Genomic DNA, 26,788 nt, shown 5'->3' with positions numbered 1-26,788 from the left:
CCATTATTGCGGTAGTCCGAACTCTTTTCGTTTCGTTCGAATCTCATCTTGCATGTATTGGACGTAGTCCATAATCGACTCGCGCGCTTCAACGGCGCCTACGACCGACTTATAGAATGCGTTGAACAAATGACGGCCTGTGAAGTAGCCGCCAGGCACCTCCGGCACGCCTTTCACGGCATCGAACTGCTCTTTCAAGTTCTCATAGTCGGCAACCGGCCATGGCAGGCTGTCGAGCGCCTTAATATTAGCAGTCGGATAACGCGCCGCAGCGCCCATAAGACCTTCCATCTCGCGGCCGAACGTCGTCTGCGTCGCTTCGTCCGTCCACCATTTCATGAATTCCCACGCCGCTTCCTTGTCTTCCGCCGCATTCATCATCACGACGCCGCTGCCTCCGCTTGGCACCGTGCGATCGAGCGTGCCGTCCTCTTTAACCGTACCCGGTACAGGAGCGAAGCCCCACATGCCTCGAATTTCCGGAGCAAATACGGACAGCTGGTTATACGTCGTATAGTCAGCAATGCCGATAGGCATTTGACCGGTACGGAACCGGTTGGCAAAGTCGTATTCGCGTTCCAGCTTGTAGTCGGTATAGAACTCGGTCCATTGCTTGAATGTCTCGATGCCGACTCGCGAATCCAGATCCGACTCTTTGCCATCGTTGCGGTAGAACTGGCCGCCATTCTGATAGAGCAGTGTCGCGTACATCGAGTTAGGCGGGATGTTCTGTCCTTGAACGGCTGCTTGGGCAACGACCGGCAAGCCGAATTGCATATGGTTTTTACTAAGAACAGCCAGAAGATTGGATACGTCATCCCAAGTCTCCGGAACCTCAAGCTCCAGCTCCTCAAGCACGTCCTTGCGGTAAAAGAGCATGTTGAACGTCTGTGTCTCCGGCAGCGCATACACACCGCTTTGGTAGCTGTACGGTACGAGCGCGCTTGAGCGGAACCGTTCCTTCACTTCATTGAAGTCGGCGAATTGCGACAGGTCGACCGATGCATTCCTCATCGCGTAGTTGACCGGAATATCGTTCTCGATCTGCATCGCTACGTCGGGACCTTGACCGGCCAATGTCGCCGGAAGCAGCGTACCCATATTGACGAGCTTCAGATTAACGTTAATGCCGGTTGCCGAAGTGAACGTCTCGTCGATCATCGCTTTGATCGTATTCGCTTGGTCGCGGCCGCTTCCGATCCATACCGTTACGGAACGTTGATCCGCCTTGTCCGTTACGTTGCCGATCTGATTGTAATCGGTGAAGAAGGAATACATGAAGGTCGATGCCTCATGCTTCATCTTCGAGAAGAAGCTCATGCCCTTCTTCGGAAACTTTTTGTCCGGCGAAGCGATATAGATCGCATCGAATTCGAGCGGCTGTTGTCTAGCCTGCTGCACCCAAGTGCCGAGACCGCCTGTATTCGTCTTATAAGCGGACAGTCGCTTCGATACGCTCTCAGGCTTGTCGATCATCTCGTCGAGCTGCAGCGCCATCGTCTTAAGCAATGCCTCCTGATCGCTCGATTGACCGGACAGCGTTACTAATTGCTTCGATATACGCTTCAGCCGATCGCTTTCAGCACCGAATACTTCAAGCAAATCGGGAATTTTCTTATCGAGCTGATAATCGCGGAATTCATCCGGCTTCGTTCCCGTAATCATCAATATTTTGCGATACATGTCGTTCAGGCTATAAAGACTTTCTTCCACCTCGCGGATGAGCGGGGCGAATTCGCCTAAGCTGACTTCCATCCGAATCGTATGCTTGCCCTTCTCCAGGCTGTACAGGTAAGGCTCGTCGCCGCCCATAACATCCATTCGATAGCCGCCTTTATAGCGGAAGGCTACTTTCTCCATCTCTTTGAACGGCACCTCGCCGTCAATGGTCAATCTGCGAGTGGAGTAAATACCTCTGACGAAGTTTTGCTGCGACTTAAAGGCAATCTTATAGAGGCCCGTCTCCGGCACCTCGACTTCCCATTCCATCCATTGACCGGGCAGACGCCAGTTGAAGCCGCCGATTGTGTTGATTTTTATTTTTGAAGCACTGTATGGATACACCGCAGCACTTGAACGTTCGCTCAAAGGATACAAGGTAGGCGAGGATTTGGCAGTCGACGCTTCCCCTTCAATTGTTATCAGCTTGCCAGTAGTCGGCTTAACACCTTCCGTGTCATACTGCTTAACCATATCTTCATAAGATAAAGGCGTCCGCTGCTGCAAAATTTTCAACTGCTTTACGACCATCGGCTCGCGAGTCGATTCCAGGGCAATCGTATGCGTTCCTTGCGATAAGTAAAATAAAAAGGGCTCGTTCTCGTAACCGTCGGAGTCTTGGAACAGCTTCTCGCTCCATCTTGGCTTCTCGATCTGCTTCGGACGCAGCTCATTGCCTTGATTATCCCTTACCACCTCTTCCTTCTGATTGCTCCAGATGCGGTCGAACTGCAGGAATGCCGCTTCGCGGAACGGGCGCTCGCCGTCGATCGTTAGCGATCTTTCAATCGCCGAGCTCTTCCCTTCTACTGGATAATAGATCAGCGACAGGTTGTACAGCCCTGCTTCGGCAACTTGGAACGTCCACTCTACGCTGCCTGATTCACCGGTCAGCAGCGAGGTTCCGTCCATCCCCTCATATTGCTCCAGCTTCTGGAAGCCTTCCCCTTCGATGCGGCTATGATCGGCCGCTTCCAGCACAATCTCTTGCTCTGGTCTAGCCTCTCCTTCGAATTCGGACAAATATTGCGCATATCTTTGTTCGTTGTAAGCCGACTGTTTGGCTGCGCTGCTGCCTTGCTGTTCATCTGATGATGCGGCGTCCGGGCTTGCATCCGCGTGCAAGGTTGTTCCGATCGGCAGCACGATGATTAATGCCATTACAGCGAGCACTATCTTTCCAGCTAAATGAGTAAGCCGCATATTGCTTATCACCAGAGGTCCTCCTTAGGCTTTATTCATGAAGTTGGGGGAGGTCGCACCCGACATCCCCCAACCGTTACGCCCTATTAATTGCTTCTATTATTGACCGAGCTTGCCGATGGAGGCTTCTGCGAGAGGCTTAACTTTCTCGGCAGTCGCCGTAACCGATTGATTGCCCACGATAATGTCCTCTACGAACAAGCCAGTAGGGAATTCAGGGAACGAATCGTCAAGCAGCACTTTGCCCGTTCCGTTAATATGATCGCGTGTAATCAGGATGTCATCTTCATGCGTATAGATGCCTTCAAGCCATTCTTGGCTTGGGAAATCTTCCGTTTGCGGGATGTCGAACGTTTCTTCCCAAACTTGGTATACCAATTGCGCATCTTTGACGCCTTTTGGAATAAATTTGCCCGATGCTGCATTGTCGGCAAACGTAATGGAAGGATCGCCTTGCGGTCCTGTCGGCATCGGAACAACGCCAAGGTCAAACGTCAAGCCGCCAAGGTTCCAAGCAGCCGTGATGAACATAGCAACGTCGCCGTCTTTGAACGTGTTGTATTCATCCCATGCCGTTTTGTTGCTGCCCTTAATTCGAACAACTTTATCTACGTTATACATGCGGTTAACGAACTCAGCCGCTTCGATCGTTTTTGGATCCGTGAACCCTTGCGTCTTAGCGCTTTCGTCAACGACGAATCCGCCGTTCGCGTAAGTGAAGTTGCGGAACACGTCCAGCGCCCAACCGGAGAAGCCGTAAGTGTCGATTTTGCCGTCATTGTCATTGTCTTTAGTCGCTTGCTTCGCAACTTCCAGGAATTTATCCCAGTTCCATTGACCGCTTTCATACAGCTCTTTCGGATCAGGAAGGCCAAGCTTTTGGAACAGGTCGCGGTTGTAGTGCAAGCCTACGCCGCCGGTGCCCGGATTGTCGAAGCCGTACTCTTCGCCAGCGATCGGCGCTGTTTTCCAGAGCAGGTTCGCTTCATTGTTAATATTGTTAGCTGCCGTCGTGAACTCGCTTACTTTAAGCAGCTGGCCTTTCAGAATAGCAGGCAGTGCGGATTTGTACTCCATTTGGACGATGTCGGCGAACGGTTCGCCGCCCAGCACGGATGCTGTGAATTTAGGCATATATTCTTCAAAAGGTACGTTTACGAATTCGAATTTGACATTGTATTTTTTCTCAACTTCCGCGATTTTGTCGAGGCGAGCTTTCTCCGAAGCCGTGTTGCCCGCTGGCTTCAAGTCCCACCAAGCCGCTGCCTTAATGACGCGTCCGCCCATATCAATCGGTTCAGCTGTCGGAGCTTCCGTAGCTTCCACCGCTGGAGCGTTCGTCGCATCGCTTGCCGGAGGCGTCGTCGCCTCGTTGTTGCCGTTATTTCCACCGCCGCAAGCCGTTAATAGAAGCATTAGACCCAACACCAAAATTGTAAACCCTTTCATCTTTCTCATAGCAGAACCTCCCAATTTTATTGTTCATCAGTTGGTACTCACCAGCGTTCAAACAAGCGAAACCCTATAAATAAAGCGCTTGCAAAGCTGATCTAAAAAAATAAAACACGAATACGGTTATTACTTGTTAGGACACCAACCTTTCTTTTGTTATGTAAAATGTTTTGTATCACATAACAAACTCTAACATCGTTTTCCAAATCGGTCAATTGTTTTTTATGATATTTTATTGGTTCTATATGAAAAATCGCTTAATATACTTATTCTTATAGCATTTACCCCCTTGTGCGTTATGCCAAATGATGCTATCTTTAATAACATAACAAAAATAACAAAACGAAAGTTATTATGTTTGTTTCTTGTTAATGATGCTAACATTTTTTATTTACTAGCGTCATTAACCAAACATAGGAACAAAGTCACACGATGTATGAAAAGAAAGGTTTTACTCGCTCGTCCAATCAGTTAATATTAAGGTTAATATGCCAAACGCTACCCACTAAACTGGCCAAAGTAGGATGATATCGTGAAAGGTAAAGTAACTATTCAAGCTATAGCTGACTATACAGGGTTATCTAAATTCGCCGTTTCCCGCGGCTTATCCGGCAAATCCGGAGTCAGTCCGCAGACTCGCGAAAGTATATTGAAAGCTGCTGCGCAGCTCGGCTATTTCAAGGAATCTTCGAATGCGCCTGTATCTAACGAACTAACCGATCTAAATACGCGTGAATGGTCGGGTACCGTACTCGTGCTGTTCCCGAACGTTCGCTATCAGAATACGGAATCGCTATATTGGGGGCCGATTATTAATGGGATCTCTACTCACCTTGATCAGAAGGGCATTAATATCCTTACCCTGACAGAACCGAAGGACGATTCCGTGTTTTCCCTGCTCAATCCAGATGCGATCATGGGCATTATTACCGTTGGATCCATCTCGACGCCTATCTTGCTTGAAATTAAGCGGTTAGGCATTCCCGTCATGATGGTGGACCATTACGACCCTGCTTTCAAAAGCGACTCGATCTTCACCGATAATTTATCCAGTATGCGTGAAATCACAACCGCGGCCATCCAAAAAGGCTATCGGAACTTTCAATTCGTAGGCAACATTAAGGATGCGCCTAGCTTCTATGAACGTTACCTGAGCTTTCGCGCTACGCTCGAGGACCATGATATACCCCTCAAGCAGATTCCATCGCTTATTGGACCGGAGATTGAGTGTTTTCAAGAAGCATTTCCGATCGCAATCAGACAGCACGGCTTACCGGAAGCATTCATTTGCGTCAATGACATTCTCGTAGACAACTGCCTTTTCCAATTTAAACAAATGAATATAACACCGCCGGATAACCTGATCTTGACCGGCTTCGACAACACCCATCCCGATCTTCCGATCTGGGCTACCGTCAATATTGACAAAGAGCTGCTGGGCAAGCGCGCAGTAGACCAATTACTGTGGCGTATTCTGAATCCAAAAACGAACTATGAGAAAATTTTGATACAAGCTGAGGTCATCTTTAACGACTGAGTCCTTGCGAGGTGATGCGCTATCATTGAATATCTTTCTCGAAATGTGAAGCATACCGATCTTCAGTTGAATCAGTACGGCATTGAGCAGTGCATGCCTGGACATTATCACGGCCCGGCCGCTCGCGATCATTACTTGCTTCATTATGTGCTTGACGGTGAGGGAATCTTCGAATCGGGAGGACATACTTATAAGCTCCATCGAGGACAAGGCTTCCTAATCTATCCGGATCAGATCAGTTACTATGAGGCAGATTCAGCCAAGCCATGGCATTATTGCTGGCTCGGCTTTCACGGAGCTCAGGCGGAATCATTTCTCATTCAGGCCAACCTGACATCGGCCTCCCCCATCTTCACCTATGATAAGGACGACTTGCTCTATCGCTATATGGAGCAGATCATCCATTCCAAGGATTTAAGCCGCTCGCGCGATCTGCGATTGACCGGACTGCTATATATGCTGCTCTCACTGCTCGTTGAAACGGGGACGGCTGAACAAGCAACCGATAAGAGGGAGAACCGGAAGAAGCAATACGTTAAGCAAGTGATCGATTTCATCGAGCACAATTACGCCAGCAAAATAAGCGTATCCCGCATTGCCTCGATGATCGGGCTGGATCGCAGTTATTTATGCTCGATATTCAAGGCGAACGTTCACTTCAGCATACAGGATTATTTGATCCTGTATCGCATTAATAAAGCTTGTGAGCTCATCGAGCATAGCGAGCTATCGATCGGCGACATATCCAGGTCCGTCGGATATGATGATCCGCTATTGTTTTCGAAAATTTTCAAAAAAACGAAAGGCTTATCTCCGCGGCAATTCCGCAGCAGCCTAGTCAACGATTTGGCTCCTTTTGTGGAGAAATAAGGGGTTGCCCTTCTCGATAAAGGGCTGGGTTTTCGGAGAAATCGGCTGAAACTGTCTGAATTAAAGGTTCATAAACGACTCAATGTCTTGGTCAGCCTTCGATTGATTGCAAGAATTGCAAGCGCATACACAGTTGACAGGTGTCGTGTGTCCGCCCTTGGCGCGCGGAAGCTTATGGTCGATCGTATCGCCATATTCCCCGCAGAAATAACAGGTATGATGGTCTCTAGCAAGAATATATTGACGGAAAGACTTGTTGCTATAGAGCCGGCGAATCGTATGGCGGTTGACAACAACAGCCATCCCTTCCTTCACAAGCAAATTCGCCAGCGCGAGCTCTATCTCCTGGTGCCATCTCCGGCCTTTATCAGTCAAACCTCGCATCCAGATGAACCCTTTGCGCGTTGGTCTAAGAATAATTTCGCCTTTGGCAGACACTTCAGGTGTTACTGGTGCTGGTGCTGTTATTACAGGCAATGCTTGCTCTAACGTTGTCCGAGCTTTGCCCGTCGAGACGCGGGCAGCCGGCCCTGAAGGTTCGGCAGCAGATGCTCGAAGCTTGCGGCAATCTTTGCATGCGCCGCGTCTAGACCCGGGACCGGAGCGCCTGCCCGTCCGTCGCAGAAATTCCGCAAGCGGCTTGCTCTGCCCGCAGTAAGAGCATTTTTTATGCGTGCTTGGACGAACCGTCTCCTGCACCTGATCAAGCTCATCCATATTTATAACTCCAGACAGCGCGCCTAAGCATCTCACGCTTTATATTTTGTCTTCCTCTTGGTCATCCCACTTCTTGGAGTACGCCTTGTTAGTTACCCAGAACGTCATCCAGCATAATACAACAACGATAATAGCTGCGGCTATCCACACGCCAACCGGTACACCCATTCCAACTCCTCCTTCGCAAGTAATCCAAGCTCCTATAGATTATACTATACCATGCACTTAAATTAGGCGATAATGCTGAGTTTTTTGTGACGTTATTTCGAGTCGCCGGCAGTCGCGCTACTATCGTTTAGCTATCGAAAAAAGCTTATCTCAATTTATATGATTTCTCACGCAAGATCTGATAAACACGATGTAACTAGTCAAAACTTATACGTTTTATCATACAAAAGTGGATAATTCATCCACGAGTATAAATATTGGATAGCCAAGAGGAAATCCATTCACATCCCCCTGACATGAAAAAAGGGCCTCCAAGTTCCACTTTATAGTGGAATTCAGAGGCCCTTCGCGAGTTAATTAGGGCGTCCCATGTCGTGCGAACACTTTTGGAACAACCCATTCCTTTATGCATGCATATTTTAATTGTTAAACTTCAAGCGGTAGCTGCGGCCAGCCGCTGCTTCCCAGCTCCCAACGCCGTCCTCCGAAACATGCGTCACAACAGAAGAATTGCCTTCTTCCTCTACTACGCCTGTTAGTCCAGCAGCCCGGACAATGCAGTTTCCTCCCGCCTGCGAGCGAATCGTTGCTTCAATTAACCGGCCGTCTGCCCAGCGAAGGTCGACCGAATAACCGCCTCTAGCACGAATACCTGCAATCTCTCCATTGCTCGCCCATGCTTTTGGCAGCGCAGGAAGCAGATGAATCTCGCCTTCATGGCTTTGCACAAGCATCTCCGCGATGCCTGCCGCACCGCCGAAGTTGCCGTCGATTTGGAACGGAGGATGACTATCGAACAAATTCGGCAGCGTCGAATGACTGAGAAGCGCATGAACGTTGTCATAAGCTTTCTCGCCCTCCTCAAGCCTAGCCCAGAAGTTGATGATCCACGCTCTGCTCCAGCCGGTATGGCCGCCTCCGCTCGCCAATCGTCGTTCCAGCGTTACCTTGGCCGCTTCCGCCCATTCCGGCGTTCCGCGTACGGTGAACCGCTTGCCCGGATGAAGGGCGAACAAATGCGAAATATGCCGATGTCCCGGCTCGGCCTCCTCGTAATCTTCCAGCCATTCCTGGATTTGTCCATGCTTGCCGACCTTAGGCTGCGGCAATCGCTCCACGATTCCGCTCCATTGCATCCTCTCCGTCTCGTCTACCGCGAGGGTTTTCGACGCTTCGATACAGGCACCAAACAGCTCATATAAAATTTGGCTGTCCATCGACGAACCAACGCATAGAACGCCTGACTGTCCATTCGGCAAAATATACGTATTCTCAGGAGATACCGACGGCGACGCAACGAGCAAGCCGTTGTCTGTCTCGATCAAAAAATCAACGAAAAACTGAGCCGCTTCCTTCAGCGTCGGATAGGCCTTCTCCAAGAAGCTTCTATCCAAGCTGTATTCATAATGCTCCCACAGATGCAAGCAAAGCCAAGCGGCGCCCATCTGCCAATAGGTCGCCGGCAAATAAAGATCCTGCGGCGCCGTATCGCCCCAAATATCGGTATTATGATGAGCAACGAAGCCGCCGCAATTATACATCGCACGAGCCGTATGACGGCCCGGTTCGCGCATCCGCTCGATCAGGTCGAACAACGGCTCATGGCATTCTGCCAAATTGCCCGATTCCGCTGGCCAATAGTTCATTTGCGCATTGATGTTAATCGTATATTTGCTATCCCAAGGCGGAAGCATCTTATCGTTCCATATCCCCTGCAGATTCGCCGGTAAAGAGCCGGGACGGCTGCTGGCGCATAGCAGATAACGTCCAAAATGATAATACAGCGCCATAAGACCGCTGTCCTCTTCGCCCTGCTGCACCCGCTTGAGCCGCTCATCCGTTGGAAATTGGGCGAATAGCTCTTGTCCGCCAAGCTTCAGCGTCACACGCTCGGTAAGACGGCTTATATCCTGCACATGTCTTGCTCGAAGCTCCTCATAGGAGTATCTCCCTGCTGTGTCAGCCGTATGCAGCACATACGATTCTGGATCTTCATGCCGAAACTCGGTTGCGGCGGATAGCAATAACGTAACGCTGTCAGCCTTGTCGACAATAAGATGCTCGCCTATAATTTGAACGCTGCCGCCTTCGGTGACAGCCTTCAGCGCCAAGCGGAATTCCATGCCTCCAGCCCCGCCGCAGTTGCCCCGCATAAGCAGCGTATCCCCTGCATCATTGGCATTCGCTAGCTCATCATAAAAACGGTTGCCGGGACCGCGAAGCAGCCTCGCGGTGAAGCTAATGCTTCCCGGCTTGTCAGCTGTTATGCGTGTAACGATCGACTCGTCCGGAAAACTTGCGAAGCTTTCTCTTAAATACTTGATGCTTCCCATCTGATACGATACGGCGGCAATGCCGCTGAAGACATCCAGCTCGCGCGTATACTCGGACACTTCGTTATTCTCGTACTGGAATTGCAAAGCAAGATCGCCGAGCGGCAAGTAGTGGCGCTGCGATTCCGGAACGCCGGACAGCGACATCACACTTAACGCTTCGGCCTCGCGAAGCTTGCCTTCGCTCAGCAGACTGCGAATCTTAGGAAGGTTAGGCAGCGCACTTGGGTTGTTCCGGTCTCGCGGACCTCCGTACCATACGCTGTCCTCATTAAGCGCGATTCGTTCGCGCTTCGGATCGCCGAACACCATGCCTCCTAACTTTCCGTTGCCGATCGGCAGCGCTTCTTCCCATGCGCCAGCTGGCTGCTTGTACCAGATACGTTTTTCAAGCTGATTCGTCATTTAATAACCTCCGTTTGGAATGCTTCTATGAATTACGCTAGGTTTGCTTTACTATAGAATTTGTACGACCATTCATGCCGACTGCAGGTGAACCTATGTTATTTCTTGACGAACAACAGACTTTGTCCGATCTGCTGCAATCGATTCAGTTGCAAATTCATGCAGCCGATTACACGCAAGTATCCAATGAGTGGGGCGAAGATGTCACTCAGCCGCCTTACAATAAGCTGTATTACATATGCGAAGGCGAAGGCTGGATACGGGTCGGAGATACCGAATATTCCCCGAAGGCTGGCCAGCTGTTCATCGCGCCGGCACATGCTCCAATATCCTTCGGCACCGTTAACGGCCGTCGTCCCTTCTTGAAATATTGGTGCCATTTCTCGATTACGGCCGGACCGTTCGATCTGTTTCAATGGATCGGCATGCCGCTATGTATCGATGCACAAGATTCGAGCCGCATAACGACGCTTTTCCATGCTATGGTGGATGCCAAATGGCAGCATTCGATAGCCGCTCGCCTGCGGGAGAAAGCGATGCTGCTAGAGCTTGTCGCGCTTTACCTCGATGACGTGCAAGTACGTGTATTGCAGCATCGTTCGGATGAAATAAGCCGGCTTGCCGTGATTCAGCAATATGTCGCCTCACATCTGAACACTAGCATCACCGTTGAGCAAATGGCCGAGGCTGTCCATCTGCACCCTAACTACTTTATCGCCTATTTCAAGAAACACCTCGGCGTGCCGCCAATGAAATACGTGGGCCTTAAGCGCGTCGAACGTGCCAAGCTTCTGCTGACCACAACACCGCTGAGCATTAAGGAAATAGCCGATCAGATAGGCTTCCAGGATACAAGCCATTTTACGAAGTTTTTCCGCAAAGAAACGAGCCTTTCGCCTACCGAGTACCGCGCTGCGCCTCATCACAAGGCATAAGGGATTCCATTGTTCACTACTATTATAAAAACGATTACATCCCTTAACATTGGATGAAACTAAGGTATACGTGCAAATAACTAACGTCCGACTCCGCACATTGCAAAGAGACAGCGCTTAAAGGCAAAGAACTCACCTTTAAGCGCTGTTTCATTTCTCACCTATAACAATTACCCTTTAATAGCACCCGAAGCGATACCCTTCACGAAGTACTTCTGCAGCGACAGGAATACGATCAGGATCGGGATGATCGACATCGTCGTTCCGGCGAAGATCATATCCCAACGTGATGAAAACTCGCCGACATAGTAGAAGATCTCGACAATCATCGTTTTCGTTTGGCCCGAAGGCAGGACAAGCATCGGCATAAGGAAATCATTCCATATCCCAAGGCCGTTCAGTACAACCAGTGTAGCCGTACACGGTCCGAGCAGCGGAAAGACGATGCGCCAGAAGATACCGTACTTCGAGCAGCCGTCGATCTCTGCGGATTCCTCGATCTCCTTCGGGATTCCCTTCAGGAAGCTCGTATACAGTAAGCTGCCAAAGCCGACTGACCCGGAAATATAGATCATAACAGGTCCCGCCAGATTACCGTACAGCCCCAGCATTTTCAATTCCTTGAACAAAGGTATCATGTACGCTTGGAACGGAATCATCATGCCTGCAAGGAAGAAGACGAATACGGCACGCGTCCATCTCTTGTCATGGCGCTCAATGGCATAACCCGCCATCGGGATGAGCAATATCATGAACAAAATCGAGATAGCCGTTAGGATCAGGCTGTTCAAGATCGCCCGAGGATACTCCGTCTCCATCAGCAAATATTTGAAGCTGTCCAGATACAAGCCTTTCGGAAAAGCGATGGCGTCTTTCATAATTTCCGCATTGCTCTTGAACGCCGACATGATGTTGAACAAAATCGGGAAGAAAAACACGAGTGCGAGCAGCAGCGTCGCTGCAAACAACAGGATGTCGTTAAGCTTTCTTCTCTTCTGCATCTTAGAGCTGCACCTCCCGCTTCCGCAAAAATTTCACCTGAATAACCGTAACGATCATGATGAGCACGAAAAGCACTTGCGCAAGCGCCGTACCGAAGCCTTGACGCAGCTCGCCGAAGCCTACTTTGTAAATGATATACGTCAATGTCTCGGTCTCGAATCCAGGGCCGCCGTCGGTCATGACCGCGATTTGGTCGAAAATTTTGAGCGCGCTGATCATGGAGAGCACGATGCATACGGTCATAGCGCCCGCAAGCAGCGGGAACGTAATATGGCGGAACTGCTGCCATCTGTTCGCTCCGTCGATGCTTGCCGCTTCCGACAGATCCTGCGGTATGCTCTGCAATCCGGCCAAATAAATAATCATGTAGTAGCCCGCCGATTTCCAAACCGTCGACAGAATGATCGAAATAAGGGCATAATCGGGATTTCCGAGCCAATCCGCCTTAAGCTGGCCCAGTCCAACGACGTCCAGCAGTTGATTCAGTACGCCGAAGTTGTAATTTAAAATAATCGTCCATACGAAACCCATAACGATGCCGCTTAGCAGCACCGGGAAGTAGAACACGCTGCGGAACAAATTGCGGAACCATCTCACTTGATCGACGAAAATCGCAAGCGCCATGGCGACGATATTTTCCAATAAAACCAATACGACCGCCATGAGCAGCGTGTTCTTAAGAGCGTTATGCACGCGTTCGCTGTTCCATATTTCTACGAAGTTGCTCAGTCCGATAAACCGGATATCGCTGCTAACGCCATCCCACGACGTTAAGCTTAAGTACATGCTGCTGATCGTCGGTACGATAACGAACAGCGTATACAATAAGAAAGACGGCAAGATGAACAAAACCGCATAGATCTGCCATTTTTTCTTTTTCTTTTTGTTTGCAAGCGGCATGGCCATGGTGCTCTCCTCCTCCGATTAAACGCCGGATTAACGGAGGCCCTTGCAGTGTGCAAAGGCCCCGGCTCCATCCGACTTCATTCTATTACTGCTGGTTTGCCTTAACCTGCGTATCGTACTCCGCGTCCGCTTTGGACATGTACTCTTTTACGTCCCCATCCTTAAGCACTAGATCCTGCATCAGCTTGTAGAACCAGTTGCGGAATTGCGGAGGAATTTGGTTCTCGCCCCACCAGTTATTGATCGCAAGAGACTTTTTCACGTTAGGATCAGCCATCACTTTGAGCACGTCTTGCATTTGCGGCGTCGACTCGTACGTAATCTGTTCCTTCGTCGAAGGGATGCCGTTTGACGCTTTCAGGAATTGCGAGTACTGCTCCTTGCTGAAGAAAAACTTGATAAACGTTTTGATTGCTTCGGCTTTATCCGCATCTTTGGCAGCTTCGGCGGACAGTGTCCAACCAGCAGGCGACGGCAGGCCGATGACGTTGATGGCGCCTGTTCTATCCGGCAGCGGGTAATAGCCAAACTCGAAGTTCGGATCCGCTTCGGCGATCTGCGTGAACATCCACGGACCGGAGAAAAGCTGTGCCGCTTTGCCCGATACGAGAATCGACGCCGTTTGGTTGTCGGCCGTGCTGAGCCAGCCTTTGTCCACATATTTCGTGAACAGCTCTTTGTAATCCGTCATTGCTTGTACAGGTCCTTCGTCCGTGAAGCTAACCGTTTTCGCTGTGCGCTTGGAGTTCCAGTCCCCATCCTTGGAATAGACATCGTCAATCAGGAACTTGTTAAGCCAGAATCCCATATGGAAAATATCTTTGCCGCCAACGACGATCGGCGTGATGCCTGTCGCTTTCAGCTTTTCTTGCGCGGCAAGAAATTCGTCGTATGTTTTCGGAAGCTCGGCAATGCCCGCATCCGCGTAAGCTTTTTTACTATAAATAATGCCTTGGGGCGCGTTCAGCGTCAGCGGCGCATTGTATACTTTGCCGCCGACCATCGGTACTTCTCCGAACAAGTCAAGAAGCTCCGACGGCAGCTCGACGATTTTGCCGGCATTGGCGAACAGCTCCGTATCGCGCATCTCTACGAGATCGGGAAACTCGCCGACGGCATCCTTCGTTTTGAGCCAATCCAAGTAAGAGGATGACGTGCCCTCGCTTATGTCTACGATCTTAATGTTAGGATTTGCATCGGTGAACGCTTTGATTGCATCGCCGATCGCTTTCTTGCCTGCCGGGTCGCCGGTTGCGTAACCGATCGAGAAGCTGACCTCTTTCGCCTCTTCCTTGCCCGGCGCGTTCGTTGCCGTCCCTTCATTCGTCCCGCCGGTGTTGTTCGAATTGCCGCCATTATTGTTTCCGCCGCATGCCGTCAATACGAGTGAAGTAGCAATGGCTACCGATGCAAGCTGAGTCCATGATTTTTTGTTCATATGTGTATAAGCCTCCCCTTTAATATGCATGTTCGGGATTGGATCGTCGATGTGCGCAGCATCGAGTGTATACGCTTTCCCTGTACATAGAGTAACATCGTTCGAAAACCGTTAGAATGAACTTTTTTAAGCCGCGTATGCGGTTAATTTAAGATCGTTGACAATTTCTGATGCTTCCCTTAAAACGAAAATGACCGGAAGCCCGGTCATTCGCTTTTTTTCCGTTCCTGGCGGTAATCGTTCGGCAGCTGGCCGAATTGCTTCTTGAACATATCGCTGAAATGCCGGGCGTTGTTGTACCCGACCTGCTCCGCTATTTCGTAGACCATCCCATCCGTATGAAGAAGCAGCCTGACCGCATGCTTCATTCTGACCTCGGTAACGTATTGCTTGAAATTCTGTTTCGTATGTTTTTTGAAGAAGCTGCTGAAGTAATAAGGGTTCATGAACGCAATGCCGGCGACCGACTCGAGCGTAATTTCTTGCGCATAGTTCTTCTCGATATATTGCTTGATTTTGGCTAACAATATTTTGTCCTTATTCCCGGAATCGACGTCCATCATGGAATGAATTTGCTCGATCGCGCGGATCGTTTCATCCTGCAATCGTTCGAACGTCTCGCAGGAGCCGAGCCTGCTCTGCAGCTCATGCATGTCGATCGCGCCGTCCGGCAGTTGAACGCCATTTTTGGTCATTTCCTGCAAAATAAATAGGACGGAAGAAAGACTCGTCGATACAGCTAGCGTACGGTTGCCGTATGCACCCGTTCTAACGATCGCTAGCAGCTTGATCAGAGCTTGAACAGCATCCGGCCACGCATTCGCCGTCAGGCTGCGTACAACCTCCATTTGCATGCCATACAGCTCTTTATCGAACGGCTGCTTGGATTCTTGAGCCTCATAAGCGATGACCTTGCCGCGCCCGAGAAAATAGTTCATCTGCAGCGCCTGCTCCGCATATCGATAAGCGTGCTCCAGTCGGTCCGTTCCGTCGACGGGTTCGCTCACTCCCGCAGAAACGCTCAATTTCAAATAAACCATGATATTGTGTACGATGTTGTCCGCTATTGCAGCAGCTCCATTACGATCCGCGTGGCTGATAACGGCTACGAATTTATGATCCTTTAGAAAAGCGAACCCGTTATGCGAGGCTACGACGATTTCCTGCACGATGTTGCCAATCGCAAATTCAATGAGCCGTCCTTCCTTCTCCGACCAACGGTCCGAACCGTCCCCGAACTGATCGATCTCGATAATGACAACGGAATACAGGGGACCGGGCAGTTCCGCAGCCAGCAGCCGGTAAGCCTCCGAATGCGGCGTTAGCGTGCCGTCCGTCAATTGAAGCAGCCACTCCTGCAGCTCTTCATGCCTGTTCTTCTTCTCCAAGTGCTGAAGCTTGCTCTTCCGCTTTAACTCTTCCTGCTGCTCTGTAATAGACGACAGCACGCCCAGCAGCACGTCTTCCAACTGCTGCTTCACGACGGGTTTGACCAAATAGTCGACAGCGCCGTACGTAACCGCATCTCTCGCGTAGGAAAACTCTTGATAAGCGCTAATGAATATCACCTTGGCGGGATGGTTTCTTCGCTTCAGTTCTTTGATGATTTCAATGCCCGTTCGATGAGGCATACTAATATCGCTGATGATAATGTCCGGTTGGCTGGTCTCGATTAATTCGAGCAGCTCATTGCCGTCGTAGGCTTGGCCTACAATGTCGAGGCCCATCGACTCCCAATTGATGAGCTTGCGCAACCCTTTGATAATAAGCGGCTCGTCGTCGGCAAGTATAACCTTAATCATGACCCTCGCCCTCCTTGATCGGCATAGCCAAATGAACCGATGTACCGACATGCTGGCGGCTGTTGATGGTAAGCCCGTACTCGCTGCCGCATACCGTTTTGATTCGTTCATGGACGTTTTTGATCCCGACATGCCCCGATGGGGTGCTCGGATCGGATAACATTTCGTTCAAGCGCTGAAGCTGCTCCTTCTCCATGCCGACACCGTCGTCGTATACCGTAATCGCAAGTTGTCCATCCGCCGCTTCGACGGATATGCCGACCGTCCCTTTGCCTTTGGGCCGCACGCCATGCTGGATCGCATTCTCCACGATCGGTTGCAGCGACAGCTTCAGCACGGGCCAGTTAGGATCTACCTGCTCGGAAAGATGAACGCGCAGCTCGAAGCGGTTCTCATAACGCACTTGGATGATATAAAAATAGTCCCGAAGATGATCAAGCTCTTGCTGTAGCGTTACCCAATCCTCTCCGTAATCAATGACGTACTTCAGCTGATTGGATAACGATATAATCATATCGCCCACCTCGTCAGCGTCATTATGAACCGCGTTCATGCGGATAACCTCCAGCGTGTTGTAAAGATAATGCGGCCGGATTTGGCTCTTCAGCGCATTAAGCTCCGCCTGCTTCTGCTTGATTTCCGCAACATAAGCATCGTTGATAAAAATCCCCAAGCGTTCGACCATCCGATTGAAGCCATGGCCGAGCCTGCCCATTTCATCATTGCCTTTGATTTCGACCTGGGCATCCAAATTGCCCGACTCGACCTTGATCATCTGCTTGATCAGACTGCTGATCGGAGCGGCCAACCTGCGCGAGAACCACGCGCCCATGACGATAAGAACGACCGCGCTGACGAAGATCGCGATATAGACGGCAAGACGCGTTGTCACCAATTGCTCGTACAGGTCTTTTTTCACGAATAAGGCTGTAACTTGCCCTTTCAAATACGGGATGGTCTCCGTTAACACAAGCGTGTCATCGTTAGAAGCCTGCAGCAGCTCGTCTTTCTTGCCCATGATGTCCATATTGCTGAAGAACACGTTGTTTTCGCTGTCCAGCACGTAAAGCTCGTCGTCCGCCCCGATGCTCAGCTCTTTGAAAAACTGATCGAACACGGCGATATCAACATCGAAGTAAAGCGTCCCGAGCACCTTCGGCTCGCTTGTAAGCGTGCCCGATACGTCGATCAAATTACGGCCGACCGTTATTACGTTCACGTCCGAATTTTTGTAGTAGCTTTCTTTGTGCATTGGAAATATCGCGATTTTGTTTTTCTTCTCGTCGAAGCTTTTGGCCCATTCCTCGATCGGAAGCAGCTCGGGCTGAAACACTTGATTTTCTTTGTACTGGTAAAACAGCTTATTATCAGAGGACCTTACGAAATAGGCTGTCCGAATATAGGAATCGCTAAAGATGATCGTCTTCAAAAAACCGTCAATCGGCATGGAATTGATTTGCTCCAGCTCATTGACGTTATAGCTCTGATTGTCGTTCGAGCCTTCGTAGAAACCGTCATATCTCCCTGTATACATTAGCTGAGACACATCATCGTAATCTTTGAACACCGAATTGAGGTTATAGCTCATGTAGAGCATCATTTGATTCAAATTGTTAGACGTATACCGCTCCACATGGCCCGTAAACGTCTGGACGGAATAATAGCTGAGCGCAAGCAACGGAATCAATCCTACGAGTATGAAAGCTGCCGAAAACTTGACGAACATGCTTCGCCGCTTTTGCTGCCACACGCTGAACATCGGCATCCCTCCCCTTCATAACTTTACCATGCCCGCATAGGCTCGGCTAATGCAAAAAGGGGCGATAACTAAAATAATCAAAGTCTGCATGCTTAAGCTCTCCGTTCAAATCTTGCGCGCATAATCCGATCATCGTGCCCGTGAAGCCAAGCTTGCCGCCGTACTCATCGGATAAACTGCCGATGTCGAGCGTATCGCTGACCGCCTGCCACAGATTCCCGTCAGGCGAAGCGAAGAAGCGAAGCTCCCTATCCCGAACGACAGCTCTCAAATAGAAGCTCTCCCATGTATCCACGTTAATTTCCTGTGCTCTGCATTCCTCATACTTGCCAGCCTTGCTCATCACGACGCCTAGCACACGGCCCTTCTCGCTGTCCTGCGTCACTCGCAAATAATAATAATCCGCTTCGTCATAATAGAAGACAAGGCCGGCCATTTGCATGAAGTGGTCCGGATCGTATTCCATCCGGGTTTCTACCGTGCACTCCAAATGCTGAAGCCGGCGCGCAGCCATGCTCTGCCGGTGCCACGATAACAGCGACTCTCTCCCGCGCAAACGCAAATAACCCGGACGCTCCGTCAAAGTGAGCCATGACGGGTCAGCAGGCACCCGAAGCGTCTGGAAGACGCGATGAAGCTCAGCCGCATCGAAGTTGTCCTTCTCCGTAATCGCCTGCATGGCTGGGGCCGCTTCGGAAGCGAACTGCGGCGCAGGCACGATTAAAGCCGGAAGGCGGCCGTCGTGGTCGAGGCGCAGCCAGCCGTCCTCCGTCCAGCGGCAGCGCTGGATCGACGTCTCCCTGCCAAGCGGGTTAAGCTTCGTCCCTTCGAATGGACGACTGCAAATATGGGCCATATACCACTCGCCCGTATGCGTCTCGACGAGCGAGCCGTGGCCCGCATTTTGCAGCGGAAAGTCCGAATTGCTGCTTGTTGTCATGATCGGATACTCAGGATCGGTCTCATAGGGACCTTCGATATGGCGCGAGCGTGCAAGCGTTGCCGCATGATTAGCTCCTGTACCGCCTTCGGCTACGAGCAAGTAGTAGTAGCCATCCCGCTGGAATAGCTGCGGCCCTTCAGTAACGCCAATATCCGTCCCATGGTAGATGGCGTTAACAGGACCGACAAGCTTCTTCTGCCGAGGATCATATTGCTGCATGACGATGCCGCTGAATCGTTTATGGTCATCTCGGAAATCCCACTGCATATTGAGCACCCACTTCGTGCCGTCCTCGTCATGGAATAAGTAAGGGTCGAAGCCGCTGCCGTTCAGGAAGATCGGATCGGACCATGGTCCTTCTATGCTCTCGGCCGTCACCAAATAATTGCCCAAGTCCTTGTAGACGCTCTTGCGGGCAGCAACATTTGTATACAACAAATAGAACAAGCCGTCATGATAAGAGAGCGCCGGCGCCCATACGCCGCCCGAGCTCGGTATGCCTCGAAGATCCAATTGCTCCAGTCGGGTTAATGGCTGAGGCAGGAGCTCCCAATGAATCAAATCTCGCGAATGATGGATCTGCACGCCGGGAAACCACTCAAACGTCGAAGTGGCGATATAATAGTCTTCTCCGGCGCGGACAAAAGAAGGATCGGGCTGAAAGCCGGGGAGAATCGGATTTTGAATGGTTAGATTAGATGGTTGCATGCGCGTTCCTCCAATAAAAATGATAGTTAGCCTATGTTAATCAGACTAGCACAGGAGGTTCGCTGCGCGTATGCAAGTTTTTTTAGTTCCGAGTGCTTTTTTTTAACCTATTTTGAATTTCCGGTAACGAAAAAGGCGGCTAACTGCACGAGTGTGCATTTAGCCGCCAATGTACCTGAGATTAATGCTGATTCGCTTTGTCTACCTTCACGCGCTTGATGAAGAACGCGACGACAAGGCCTATAATCGCGACAACCATCGCGAAGATGAAGGCGTTCTGGATGCCTGCCGTCAAGGCCAGCGGAATGTTCGCCGGATCGGCTACGTTGTCCACGCCTTCCATAAACTTCTTGCTGCCCGCCGTCATAATGCTTACCGCAAGCGCTGTGCCGATCGCACCGGCTACCTGCTGCAGCGTATTCATGATCGCCGTTCCGTCCGGGTACAGCTCGCGCGGCAATTGGTTCAGACCGTTCGTCTGCGCCGGCATCCATACCATGGAAATGCCGATCATCAGGCAGGAATGAAGAACGATAATAAGTGCGAGCGTTGATGCCGTTGTGATGCCGGAGAAGAACCATAATACGGCAGCAACGATGACAAGACCAGGAATAACGAGCCACTTGGGTCCGAATTTATCGAACAGGCCGCCCATGATCGGAGACATAATACCGTTGATCAAGCCACCCGGCAGCAACACCAAGCCCGCAGTAAGCGCGCTAAGACCAAGCCCGGAGATCAGGAACATCGGCAAGACGAGCATCGAAGACAGAATAACCATCATACAGATGAATACCATTAACGTCCCGACTACGAACATCGGCTTCTTGAACGCGCGAAGATTCATCATCGGTTCTTGCATCCGCAATTGGCGTATGGCGAAAATAATAAGGGCAATGATGCCCACAACCATCGAGACAATCACTTTCGTGCTGCTCCAACCATGATCACCTTCACCGGCGCTGCTGAAGCCGAATACGATTCCGCCAAAGCCAAGCGTCGAGAACAGAATCGAGATCAAGTCGATTCGCGGTTTGGTTATCGTCGACACGTTTTGCATAAAGAAATAACCGAAAATAAGAGCAATAATAAGGAACGGCAGCGATAGCCAGAAAATCCAGTTCCAACTCAGCTTATCGATAAGCAGACCCGCGATCGTTGGTCCGACCGCCGGAGCAACCATGATGACAAGGCCGATAATGCCCATTGCCGCGCCTCTTTTTTCCGCAGGGAAAATGATAAGGATTGTATTGAACATAAGCGGCAGCAACAGTGCTGTGCCGATCGCTTGAACGACGCGTGCGGTCATTAGCATTTCGAAGCTTGGCGCCATCGCCGCGATGAATGTTCCGATTACGGAGAAGCTAACGGCGGCTATAAACAGCTGCCTCGTCGTGAACCATTGAAGCAATAAGCCGGATATCGGCACTAGAATGCCCAAAGTAAGCAAGTACCCCGTCGTCAGCCATTGGACCGTTGCCGGCGTAATTTGAAATACTTGAATGAGATCGCTAAGCGCGACATTTAGGGCCGTTTCGCTGAACATGCCGATAAAGCCGCTTAGTAATAATGAAATCATAATCGGGAGCACTTTGTATTTCACTCCCGTATCTTGCATGCCTGCTGTCATTGTAGCTTGCAAATTTCTCTCCTCCTATATCAGGTCTTGATGTATGCTTGACGTTCTCACCTTATAAAGAAGGGCATTTCGTGATCAGATAGGGCACATATTTCGCAGCGCTTAAAAGCGGTGTTGTATCACGGTTGGTGATGGCGAGCAACAACGCCCCCTCGAGCAGGGATACGATGACCATACTGAGCTCGGCAGCCTTAGCTTGTCCGATCCCCGACATCATCAATCGGCTGGAAATGACATTTTGCCATGCGGTGAATACGGATTGGCAAGCTTCGCGAAGCTTGTCGCTAACCGATGATGTCTCGGCCGCCAACCAGAAGCTGAATGGCACATAACCTTCATAGTCGTTCTTGGCTACATCTTCGGCCAGCTCGTTGATGCACATCGCAATCGCGTCAGCGGGATGTTCGTTTCTATCGAAGCAATCATGCCACTTCGCAAGCACCTCCTGCTTCGTACATTCGATGGAAGCAATCGCCAGCTCCTCTTTCCCTTTCGGAAAATAATAATAAACAGAGCCTTTGGGACAGTCGCTTTCCTTAATAATTTGACTAAGTCCCGTCGCATGATAGCCTTGCGTAACGAACAGCTTGGAGGCTGTTTCCACAATCGATTGCTTAGCATTTTGCTTCTCTGACACCGGATCACCCTCTTCATTATAACGATCGGTCTACATAATAAAAACAGAATACTTGTTCGCTGTCAACCCTTATCTCCAATTAAGCGCTTATATTACCGCGCAAAAAAGCCGGCTCATAAGCATGCTTACGAACCGGCCTAATCATCACGATTAGATTATTATTGCTGCTTCAAACGCTGCGACCAGCCGATGAAGTTGTCGACCAGCTTGTCCAAGTGCTGAACCGTCGATTCATGTATAAGCTCGCCATCGGCATTCAATTTCTCGCCGACTCCATTAATGAATACTTCATTTCCAGGCAGCGTGAAGGCTGCAATGCCCGGCGAATTCAGAATTTGGCGAAGATGCATCTGCGCTCTTGCTGTGCCTAGCACGCCTGGCGATGCGCCAACGATGAATACCGGCTTGCCTACAAGCACCTTGTCGACGCGGGAGAACCAGTCTAATGCGTTCTTAAGCAGAGTCGGCACGGAATGATTATATTCAGGCGTTACAATAAGTACGCCTTCGCACTCAGCAACGATTCGTTTGGCTTCAATAACAGACGGCGGCGGTGTCAATTCATTGTCTTGGTTGTAGAGCGGAAGGTCCGAGATAGGTACAAATTCGATGGTCAGCTTACCGTTACCGGCGTAACGCTTCGCCATAAACTCAGCAATTTGTTTATTGACCGAACCTTTGCGGCTGCTGCCGACAAGCGCTGCGATTTTCATATGTAATCAACGACTCCTTGTCCGATTGGAAATGGTTTTTGGATTGCCTAATAACGGCATCTGATGTTATATTACCACAATATACAACGCAATGAATCAAATAGAAGATTTATGGATAGGAGATCATATTGGGATGAGCTACAAAATTGCTTTTTTTGACATTGACGGAACGTTAGTAAATGAGCGGAAGCAAATTCCGCAGGATACGATCGACGCCATACGCTCGCTGCAGAGCCGTGGTGTGGAAGCCGTTATCGCAACAGGCAGAGCTCCGTATTTCTTCAGGCCGATCGCCGAGCAGCTTGGCATCGACAGCTTCGTCAGTCTGAACGGCGCATATGTCGTCTACAAAGGAAAACCGATCTTCGAGAAAGCAATTCCGCGCGAGCATCTTGAAGCGCTCGTGGGACATGCGGCCAAGCATAACCATTCACTCGTCTTCGAAGGACACAGCGAGTTCTATGCGAGCGAGGAAAGCCATCCGCATATGGTGGATGCCGTCAAGTCGCTTCGAGTCGACTTGCCGGGTTACGACCCTGACTTCTGGAAGAACGAGAGCATCTATCAAGTGTTCCTTCATTGCGAGGAGCATGAAGAGCATCTGTATAACGAAGCGGTGCCTGCGCTGCGCTACATCCGTTGGCATAAGACTGCGCTTGACGTGCTGCCATCCGATGGATCGAAGGCGCAAGGCATTGAGGCGCTGCTGAAGCACCTCAATCTTTCCGTATCGGAAGCGGTCGCTTTCGGAGATGGTCTCAATGACGTAGAGATGCTGTCCGTTGTCGGCCTTGGCATCGCGATGGGCAACTCTCATGAAGAAGTGAAGCCCTATGCGGACTATGTGACTGCTCACGTCGACGAAGGCGGCATTCGCAAAGGTCTGCAGTATGCAGGTCTGATCGACTAGAAGCATCCGTTGCAGTAACTGCTACGGAACGCAATAAACCGGCACAAGCAGCGTGAGCTGCGGCCGGTTTTTTTTGTGTGCAGTGATAATCGATTTATTGACCTTCGGATACGAGCGTAAACCGTTTGTTCAGATGCTTCGGCTGTTCGATTTCGTCAATCACTGCGATCGCATAGTCGGCGTAGCTAACATAACTGTCGCCCTTTGCGTTAACGAGCAGGTTATCCGCGCCCACCTGATAAGCGCCCGTCCGTTTGCCTTCTGCATCGAAGAAAGCTGCGGGACTAATGAACGTCCATTGAACGCCTGTCGACTGTTCCAATTCGTTCAGGTTCTTCGCTTGGTTAAGCGCAGTCGGCTTATACAAGTCAGGGAATTCCGGTGTTTCAACTAGTCTGACCGTCTTCGCTTCATCAACGAACAAGCTTCCTGCTCCGCCAACGACAAGCAATCGAGTGTTCAAAGCTTCCTGGAGTGCATGAATTAGTACTTGTCCAGCCTCCACATGCAGATGCTCCTCGCCGTGCGGTGCCGCATATGCGTTAACAACCGCATCAAATGACTTCAAGTCTGCCGAAGTCAGATTGAATATATCCTTCTCTACGACGTTCACGCCTTCTTCGTTAACTTTGGCTGCGTTGCGAACGATCGCTGTGACTTCATGGCCTCTAGCTGCCGCTTCCTTCAAGATTAAGTTCCCTGCTTTGCCGCTTGCACCGATAACTGCTATTTTCATAATAAATAACCTCCTGATTTGTTGTAACTATCACAATTACACTTCCTGTAACTATAATAGTTACAATATAGCGCTATGTCAATCGTTTTCGCCAACCGCACCCGATTGCTCGTGGAGAACATGCTGCTTTTCTCCGAAATAGTTCCTCATGAACCGGACCCATTCCCTTGCAGCGCGGGACAGATAACCTTCCCTTCGCCACACGAGCACCGGCTCCCAAGGAATGATCGGATCATCAAGCGCGATTGCCCTCGTCTTCTCCTCATCAAGAAGATTACACACGGCTCCGGGCAGCATGGCAACCCCCAAACCCGCTCCGACCATCCCGCCAATGAAATCCCACTGCGAGCTTTCATGAACGATGCGAGGATCGAAGCCCGCTTGTCGGCATTCGTTAATAATGCGTCCGTGAAGCGCAAAGTCGCTGTTGAACAAAACAAAGCTTTCTGCCGCAAGCTCTCTCAAGCTTATCCGCTGACGCTCCGCGAAGGAATGATTCGCTGGCACGATCACTTTTAGCCGGTCTTTCACAATGGGGATGGAATTGAACATCGCCTCGTCAGCCGGCCAAAGGACTACCCCGGCATCCAGCGTGCCGTCCGCAACGCTCTCTTCAATCTTCCTTGCGCCGTCTTCCAGCATGCCGAGCGTGATGCCCGGGTACTTTTCTTGAAATTGCTTGATGACTTCCGGGAAGAAACGCGCTCCCGCCATCGGCGGCACGCCGAAGCGGATACTCCCTTTATTCAAGTAGGACAAATCATTTAATTCCTGCATCAGATTGTCGAATGCCTGCAAAATCGGGCCTGCATGATTCAGAATCGCATGCCCTGCATCTGTCAGCTTGAAGGCTCTCCCTTCGCGCGCGAACAGTTCCATTTGCAATTCATCCTCTATGCTCTTAATTATTTTGCTAATCGTAGGCTGTGTGACATGGAGAGTCTCCGCAGCCTTCGTAAAGCTGCCTTGCCGTATTATTTCCGAAACAACCTGCAATTGCCGAATGTCGATACGAACACCTCTTTACATAACCAAATGGAATGAAAACAATTCAATATATTCATTTTACTCATAACAGGGCACTGCGTATACTTAATGAAATGAAAGCGAGGTTCGGACTGATGAAGGTCAAATCCATATTGCGCACCATTGCTCAGATTGTCTTTTTCGTGCTGCTCGCCCAAGGATCGGACGCCTTCGTTGCATGGCTGCATATTCCGATCCCTGGCACGATTGTCGGCATTATCTTTCTATTCGCCTTGCTGCAGCTCGGGGTAATTCGATTGCATTGGATCGATCAAGGGGCTACCTGGCTGCTCGCCCAAATGCTGCTGTTCTTCATCCCGTCAACCGTCGGCATTATAGATTACGGAAGTTTGATTGCACGAAGCGGCGTACCTATCTTGTTGACGATCCTGTTGAGCCTCATCGCCGTCATGCTGTGCAGCGGACTGCTCGGGCAATACATTGGCAGACGGAGAGCGGGTGGCCAACAATGATGAAGCTGTTAGAGCCGATTGTCTGGTTATGTATCACGATCGCCGTCTTCTGGCTTTCAAAGCTCGTTTATGCCAAAACAGGTAAAATACTTTTAACCCCGCTCCTCATTACGCCGATCATCGTCATTGCCGCCCTGCATTGGAGCGGTGTGTCATTTCGATCGTATAACGCAGGGGCGGGTCTGCTGACAAAGCTGATTGAGCCTGCAACAATCGCGCTTGCCGTCATTTTGTACAAAAATGCTGCCGTATTCAAAAAAGATGCCGCCCTCATTTCAATTAGCGCTAGCTGCGGCGCTGCGTTAGCGATTATCACCTCCGCCAGCATCGCCTCTATGTTCGGACTGCCGACCGCTATCATCGACAGCTTGGCCCCGCGTTCGGCCACAACGCCTATCGCGATATCCATCTCTGGCAGCATCGGCGGACTGCCGACGATTACAGCTGTTGCAACGCTCGTCACTGGATTGCTGAGCATGATTGTTGGTCCGCTTATCGTCAAATGGTGCAGGATCGACAACCCGATTGCCAGAGGCGTTTTGTTCGGCACTAGCGCCCATTCAGCCGGCATTACGAAAGCAATGGAATACGATACCGTATCCGGTTCCGTCGCGACAATTGCCATGATGCTGACCGCCTTCGTTACGCTGGTGGCCACTCCTTGGTTTGTTGGTTACTTGCTATGAGTGAATGACATACAAAACAAATAAGCTGCTTATGGAAAGTCCTACGACCTTCATGAGCAGCTTATTTGATG

General features: G+C 50.4%; 22 protein-coding genes. 6 read left to right on the top strand and 16 right to left on the bottom strand.

Annotated elements, in window-relative coordinates; all coding sequences use genetic code 11:
- Window positions 1-3: 3 nt before the first annotated feature.
- On the bottom strand, window positions 4-2,880 hold the full coding sequence (locus V8F51_RS06685) for an extracellular solute-binding protein (RefSeq protein ID WP_442956408.1): 2,877 nt from the start codon (window positions 2,878-2,880) through the stop codon (window positions 4-6).
- Between the two features lie 141 nt (window positions 2,881-3,021).
- Window positions 3,022-4,380 carry an ABC transporter substrate-binding protein gene (locus V8F51_RS06680; protein ID WP_337099349.1) on the bottom strand — a complete coding sequence of 453 codons (1,359 nt, stop codon included), beginning with the start codon at window positions 4,378-4,380 and terminating at the stop codon, window positions 3,022-3,024.
- A gap of 526 nt (window positions 4,381-4,906) precedes the next feature.
- Here V8F51_RS06680 and V8F51_RS06675 point away from each other — a divergent pair.
- Together V8F51_RS06675 and V8F51_RS06670 are read left to right on the top strand one after the other, a co-directional pair.
- On the top strand, window positions 4,907-5,911 hold the full coding sequence (locus V8F51_RS06675) for a LacI family DNA-binding transcriptional regulator (RefSeq protein WP_337099348.1): 1,005 nt from the start codon (window positions 4,907-4,909) through the stop codon (window positions 5,909-5,911).
- Window positions 5,912-5,956: 45 nt separating this feature from the next.
- Window positions 5,957-6,781, top strand: a complete 825-nt coding sequence (locus tag V8F51_RS06670) for an AraC family transcriptional regulator (RefSeq protein ID WP_337099347.1) — start codon at window positions 5,957-5,959, stop codon at window positions 6,779-6,781.
- A 60-nt stretch (window positions 6,782-6,841) separates the two neighbouring features.
- Here the strand turns inward: V8F51_RS06670 and V8F51_RS06665 are convergent, their stop codons facing one another.
- The 3 genes from V8F51_RS06665 to V8F51_RS06655 all read right to left on the bottom strand — a co-directional run bounded on the left by V8F51_RS06665 (window position 6,842) and on the right by V8F51_RS06655 (window position 10,404).
- Entirely contained in the window at window positions 6,842-7,498 is a 657-nt protein-coding gene (locus V8F51_RS06665) for an HNH endonuclease (RefSeq protein ID WP_337099346.1), read from the bottom strand.
- 39 nt (window positions 7,499-7,537) lie between these two features.
- Entirely contained in the window at window positions 7,538-7,666 is a 129-nt protein-coding gene (locus tag V8F51_RS06660; RefSeq protein WP_337099345.1) for a hypothetical protein, read from the bottom strand.
- Window positions 7,667-8,085: 419 nt separating this feature from the next.
- Window positions 8,086-10,404 (bottom strand): glycoside hydrolase family 95 protein, encoded by a 2,319-nt coding sequence (locus tag V8F51_RS06655; RefSeq protein ID WP_337099344.1) that lies wholly within the window; start codon window positions 10,402-10,404, stop codon window positions 8,086-8,088.
- 95 nt (window positions 10,405-10,499) lie between these two features.
- Here V8F51_RS06655 and V8F51_RS06650 point away from each other — a divergent pair, with 95 nt between their 5' ends.
- Window positions 10,500-11,339: an AraC family transcriptional regulator gene (locus V8F51_RS06650; RefSeq protein ID WP_337099343.1), complete on the top strand. Its 840-nt coding sequence runs from the start codon at window positions 10,500-10,502 to the stop codon at window positions 11,337-11,339.
- A gap of 170 nt (window positions 11,340-11,509) precedes the next feature.
- On the opposite strand, the gene V8F51_RS06645 is transcribed toward V8F51_RS06650, so the two are convergent.
- The 9 genes from V8F51_RS06645 to V8F51_RS06605 all read right to left on the bottom strand — a co-directional run bounded on the left by V8F51_RS06645 (window position 11,510) and on the right by V8F51_RS06605 (window position 22,886).
- Window positions 11,510-12,340, bottom strand: a complete 831-nt coding sequence (locus V8F51_RS06645) for a carbohydrate ABC transporter permease (RefSeq protein WP_337099342.1) — start codon at window positions 12,338-12,340, stop codon at window positions 11,510-11,512.
- 1 nt (window position 12,341) lies between these two features.
- Window positions 12,342-13,247 (bottom strand): carbohydrate ABC transporter permease, encoded by a 906-nt coding sequence (locus tag V8F51_RS06640; RefSeq protein WP_337099341.1) that lies wholly within the window; start codon window positions 13,245-13,247, stop codon window positions 12,342-12,344.
- 85 nt (window positions 13,248-13,332) lie between these two features.
- Window positions 13,333-14,685 carry an ABC transporter substrate-binding protein gene (locus tag V8F51_RS06635; protein WP_337099340.1) on the bottom strand — a complete coding sequence of 451 codons (1,353 nt, stop codon included), beginning with the start codon at window positions 14,683-14,685 and terminating at the stop codon, window positions 13,333-13,335.
- A gap of 206 nt (window positions 14,686-14,891) precedes the next feature.
- The gene (locus V8F51_RS06630; RefSeq protein WP_337099338.1) at window positions 14,892-16,487 is read right to left on the bottom strand and encodes a response regulator; all 1,596 of its coding nucleotides are present in this window, start codon (window positions 16,485-16,487) and stop codon (window positions 14,892-14,894) included.
- Complete coding sequence (locus V8F51_RS06625; RefSeq protein ID WP_337099337.1) at window positions 16,480-18,246, bottom strand: sensor histidine kinase; 1,767 nt, start codon at window positions 18,244-18,246, stop codon at window positions 16,480-16,482. Before V8F51_RS06625 ends, V8F51_RS06630 begins: the two co-directional genes overlap by 8 nt.
- Before the next feature lie 46 nt (window positions 18,247-18,292).
- The gene (locus V8F51_RS06620) at window positions 18,293-19,897 is read right to left on the bottom strand and encodes a glycoside hydrolase family 43 protein (protein WP_337099336.1); all 1,605 of its coding nucleotides are present in this window, start codon (window positions 19,895-19,897) and stop codon (window positions 18,293-18,295) included.
- Window positions 19,898-20,078: 181 nt separating this feature from the next.
- Entirely contained in the window at window positions 20,079-21,527 is a 1,449-nt protein-coding gene (locus V8F51_RS06615) for a DHA2 family efflux MFS transporter permease subunit (protein ID WP_337099381.1), read from the bottom strand.
- Between the two features lie 61 nt (window positions 21,528-21,588).
- On the bottom strand, window positions 21,589-22,173 hold the full coding sequence (locus V8F51_RS06610; protein ID WP_337099334.1) for a TetR/AcrR family transcriptional regulator: 585 nt from the start codon (window positions 22,171-22,173) through the stop codon (window positions 21,589-21,591).
- A gap of 158 nt (window positions 22,174-22,331) precedes the next feature.
- Window positions 22,332-22,886, bottom strand: a complete 555-nt coding sequence (locus V8F51_RS06605; RefSeq protein ID WP_337099333.1) for an NADPH-dependent FMN reductase — start codon at window positions 22,884-22,886, stop codon at window positions 22,332-22,334.
- 133 nt (window positions 22,887-23,019) lie between these two features.
- On the opposite strand from V8F51_RS06605, the gene V8F51_RS06600 reads away from it, so the two are divergent.
- On the top strand, window positions 23,020-23,796 hold the full coding sequence (locus V8F51_RS06600; RefSeq protein ID WP_337099332.1) for a Cof-type HAD-IIB family hydrolase: 777 nt from the start codon (window positions 23,020-23,022) through the stop codon (window positions 23,794-23,796).
- A 94-nt stretch (window positions 23,797-23,890) separates the two neighbouring features.
- Here the strand turns inward: V8F51_RS06600 and V8F51_RS06595 are convergent, their stop codons facing one another.
- Window positions 23,891-24,532 (bottom strand): NAD(P)-dependent oxidoreductase, encoded by a 642-nt coding sequence (locus V8F51_RS06595; protein ID WP_337099331.1) that lies wholly within the window; start codon window positions 24,530-24,532, stop codon window positions 23,891-23,893.
- A 78-nt stretch (window positions 24,533-24,610) separates the two neighbouring features.
- Window positions 24,611-25,543: a LysR family transcriptional regulator gene (locus V8F51_RS06590; RefSeq protein WP_337099380.1), complete on the bottom strand. Its 933-nt coding sequence runs from the start codon at window positions 25,541-25,543 to the stop codon at window positions 24,611-24,613.
- A gap of 29 nt (window positions 25,544-25,572) precedes the next feature.
- Between V8F51_RS06590 and V8F51_RS06585 the strand changes: the two genes are divergently transcribed.
- Together V8F51_RS06585 and V8F51_RS06580 are read left to right on the top strand one after the other, a co-directional pair.
- Window positions 25,573-26,031 carry a CidA/LrgA family protein gene (locus tag V8F51_RS06585; RefSeq protein ID WP_337099330.1) on the top strand — a complete coding sequence of 153 codons (459 nt, stop codon included), beginning with the start codon at window positions 25,573-25,575 and terminating at the stop codon, window positions 26,029-26,031.
- Entirely contained in the window at window positions 26,031-26,717 is a 687-nt protein-coding gene (locus V8F51_RS06580; RefSeq protein WP_337099329.1) for an LrgB family protein, read from the top strand. The genes V8F51_RS06585 and V8F51_RS06580 overlap by 1 nt, the downstream gene beginning before the upstream one ends.
- Window positions 26,718-26,788: the final 71 nt, after the last annotated feature.

Origin of the sequence: Paenibacillus sp. YIM B09110 (genome assembly GCF_037167145.1) — a bacterium.
Lineage (GTDB): Bacteria > Bacillota > Bacilli > Paenibacillales > Paenibacillaceae > Pristimantibacillus.
This window is presented reverse-complemented; position numbering and strand designations above follow the sequence as displayed.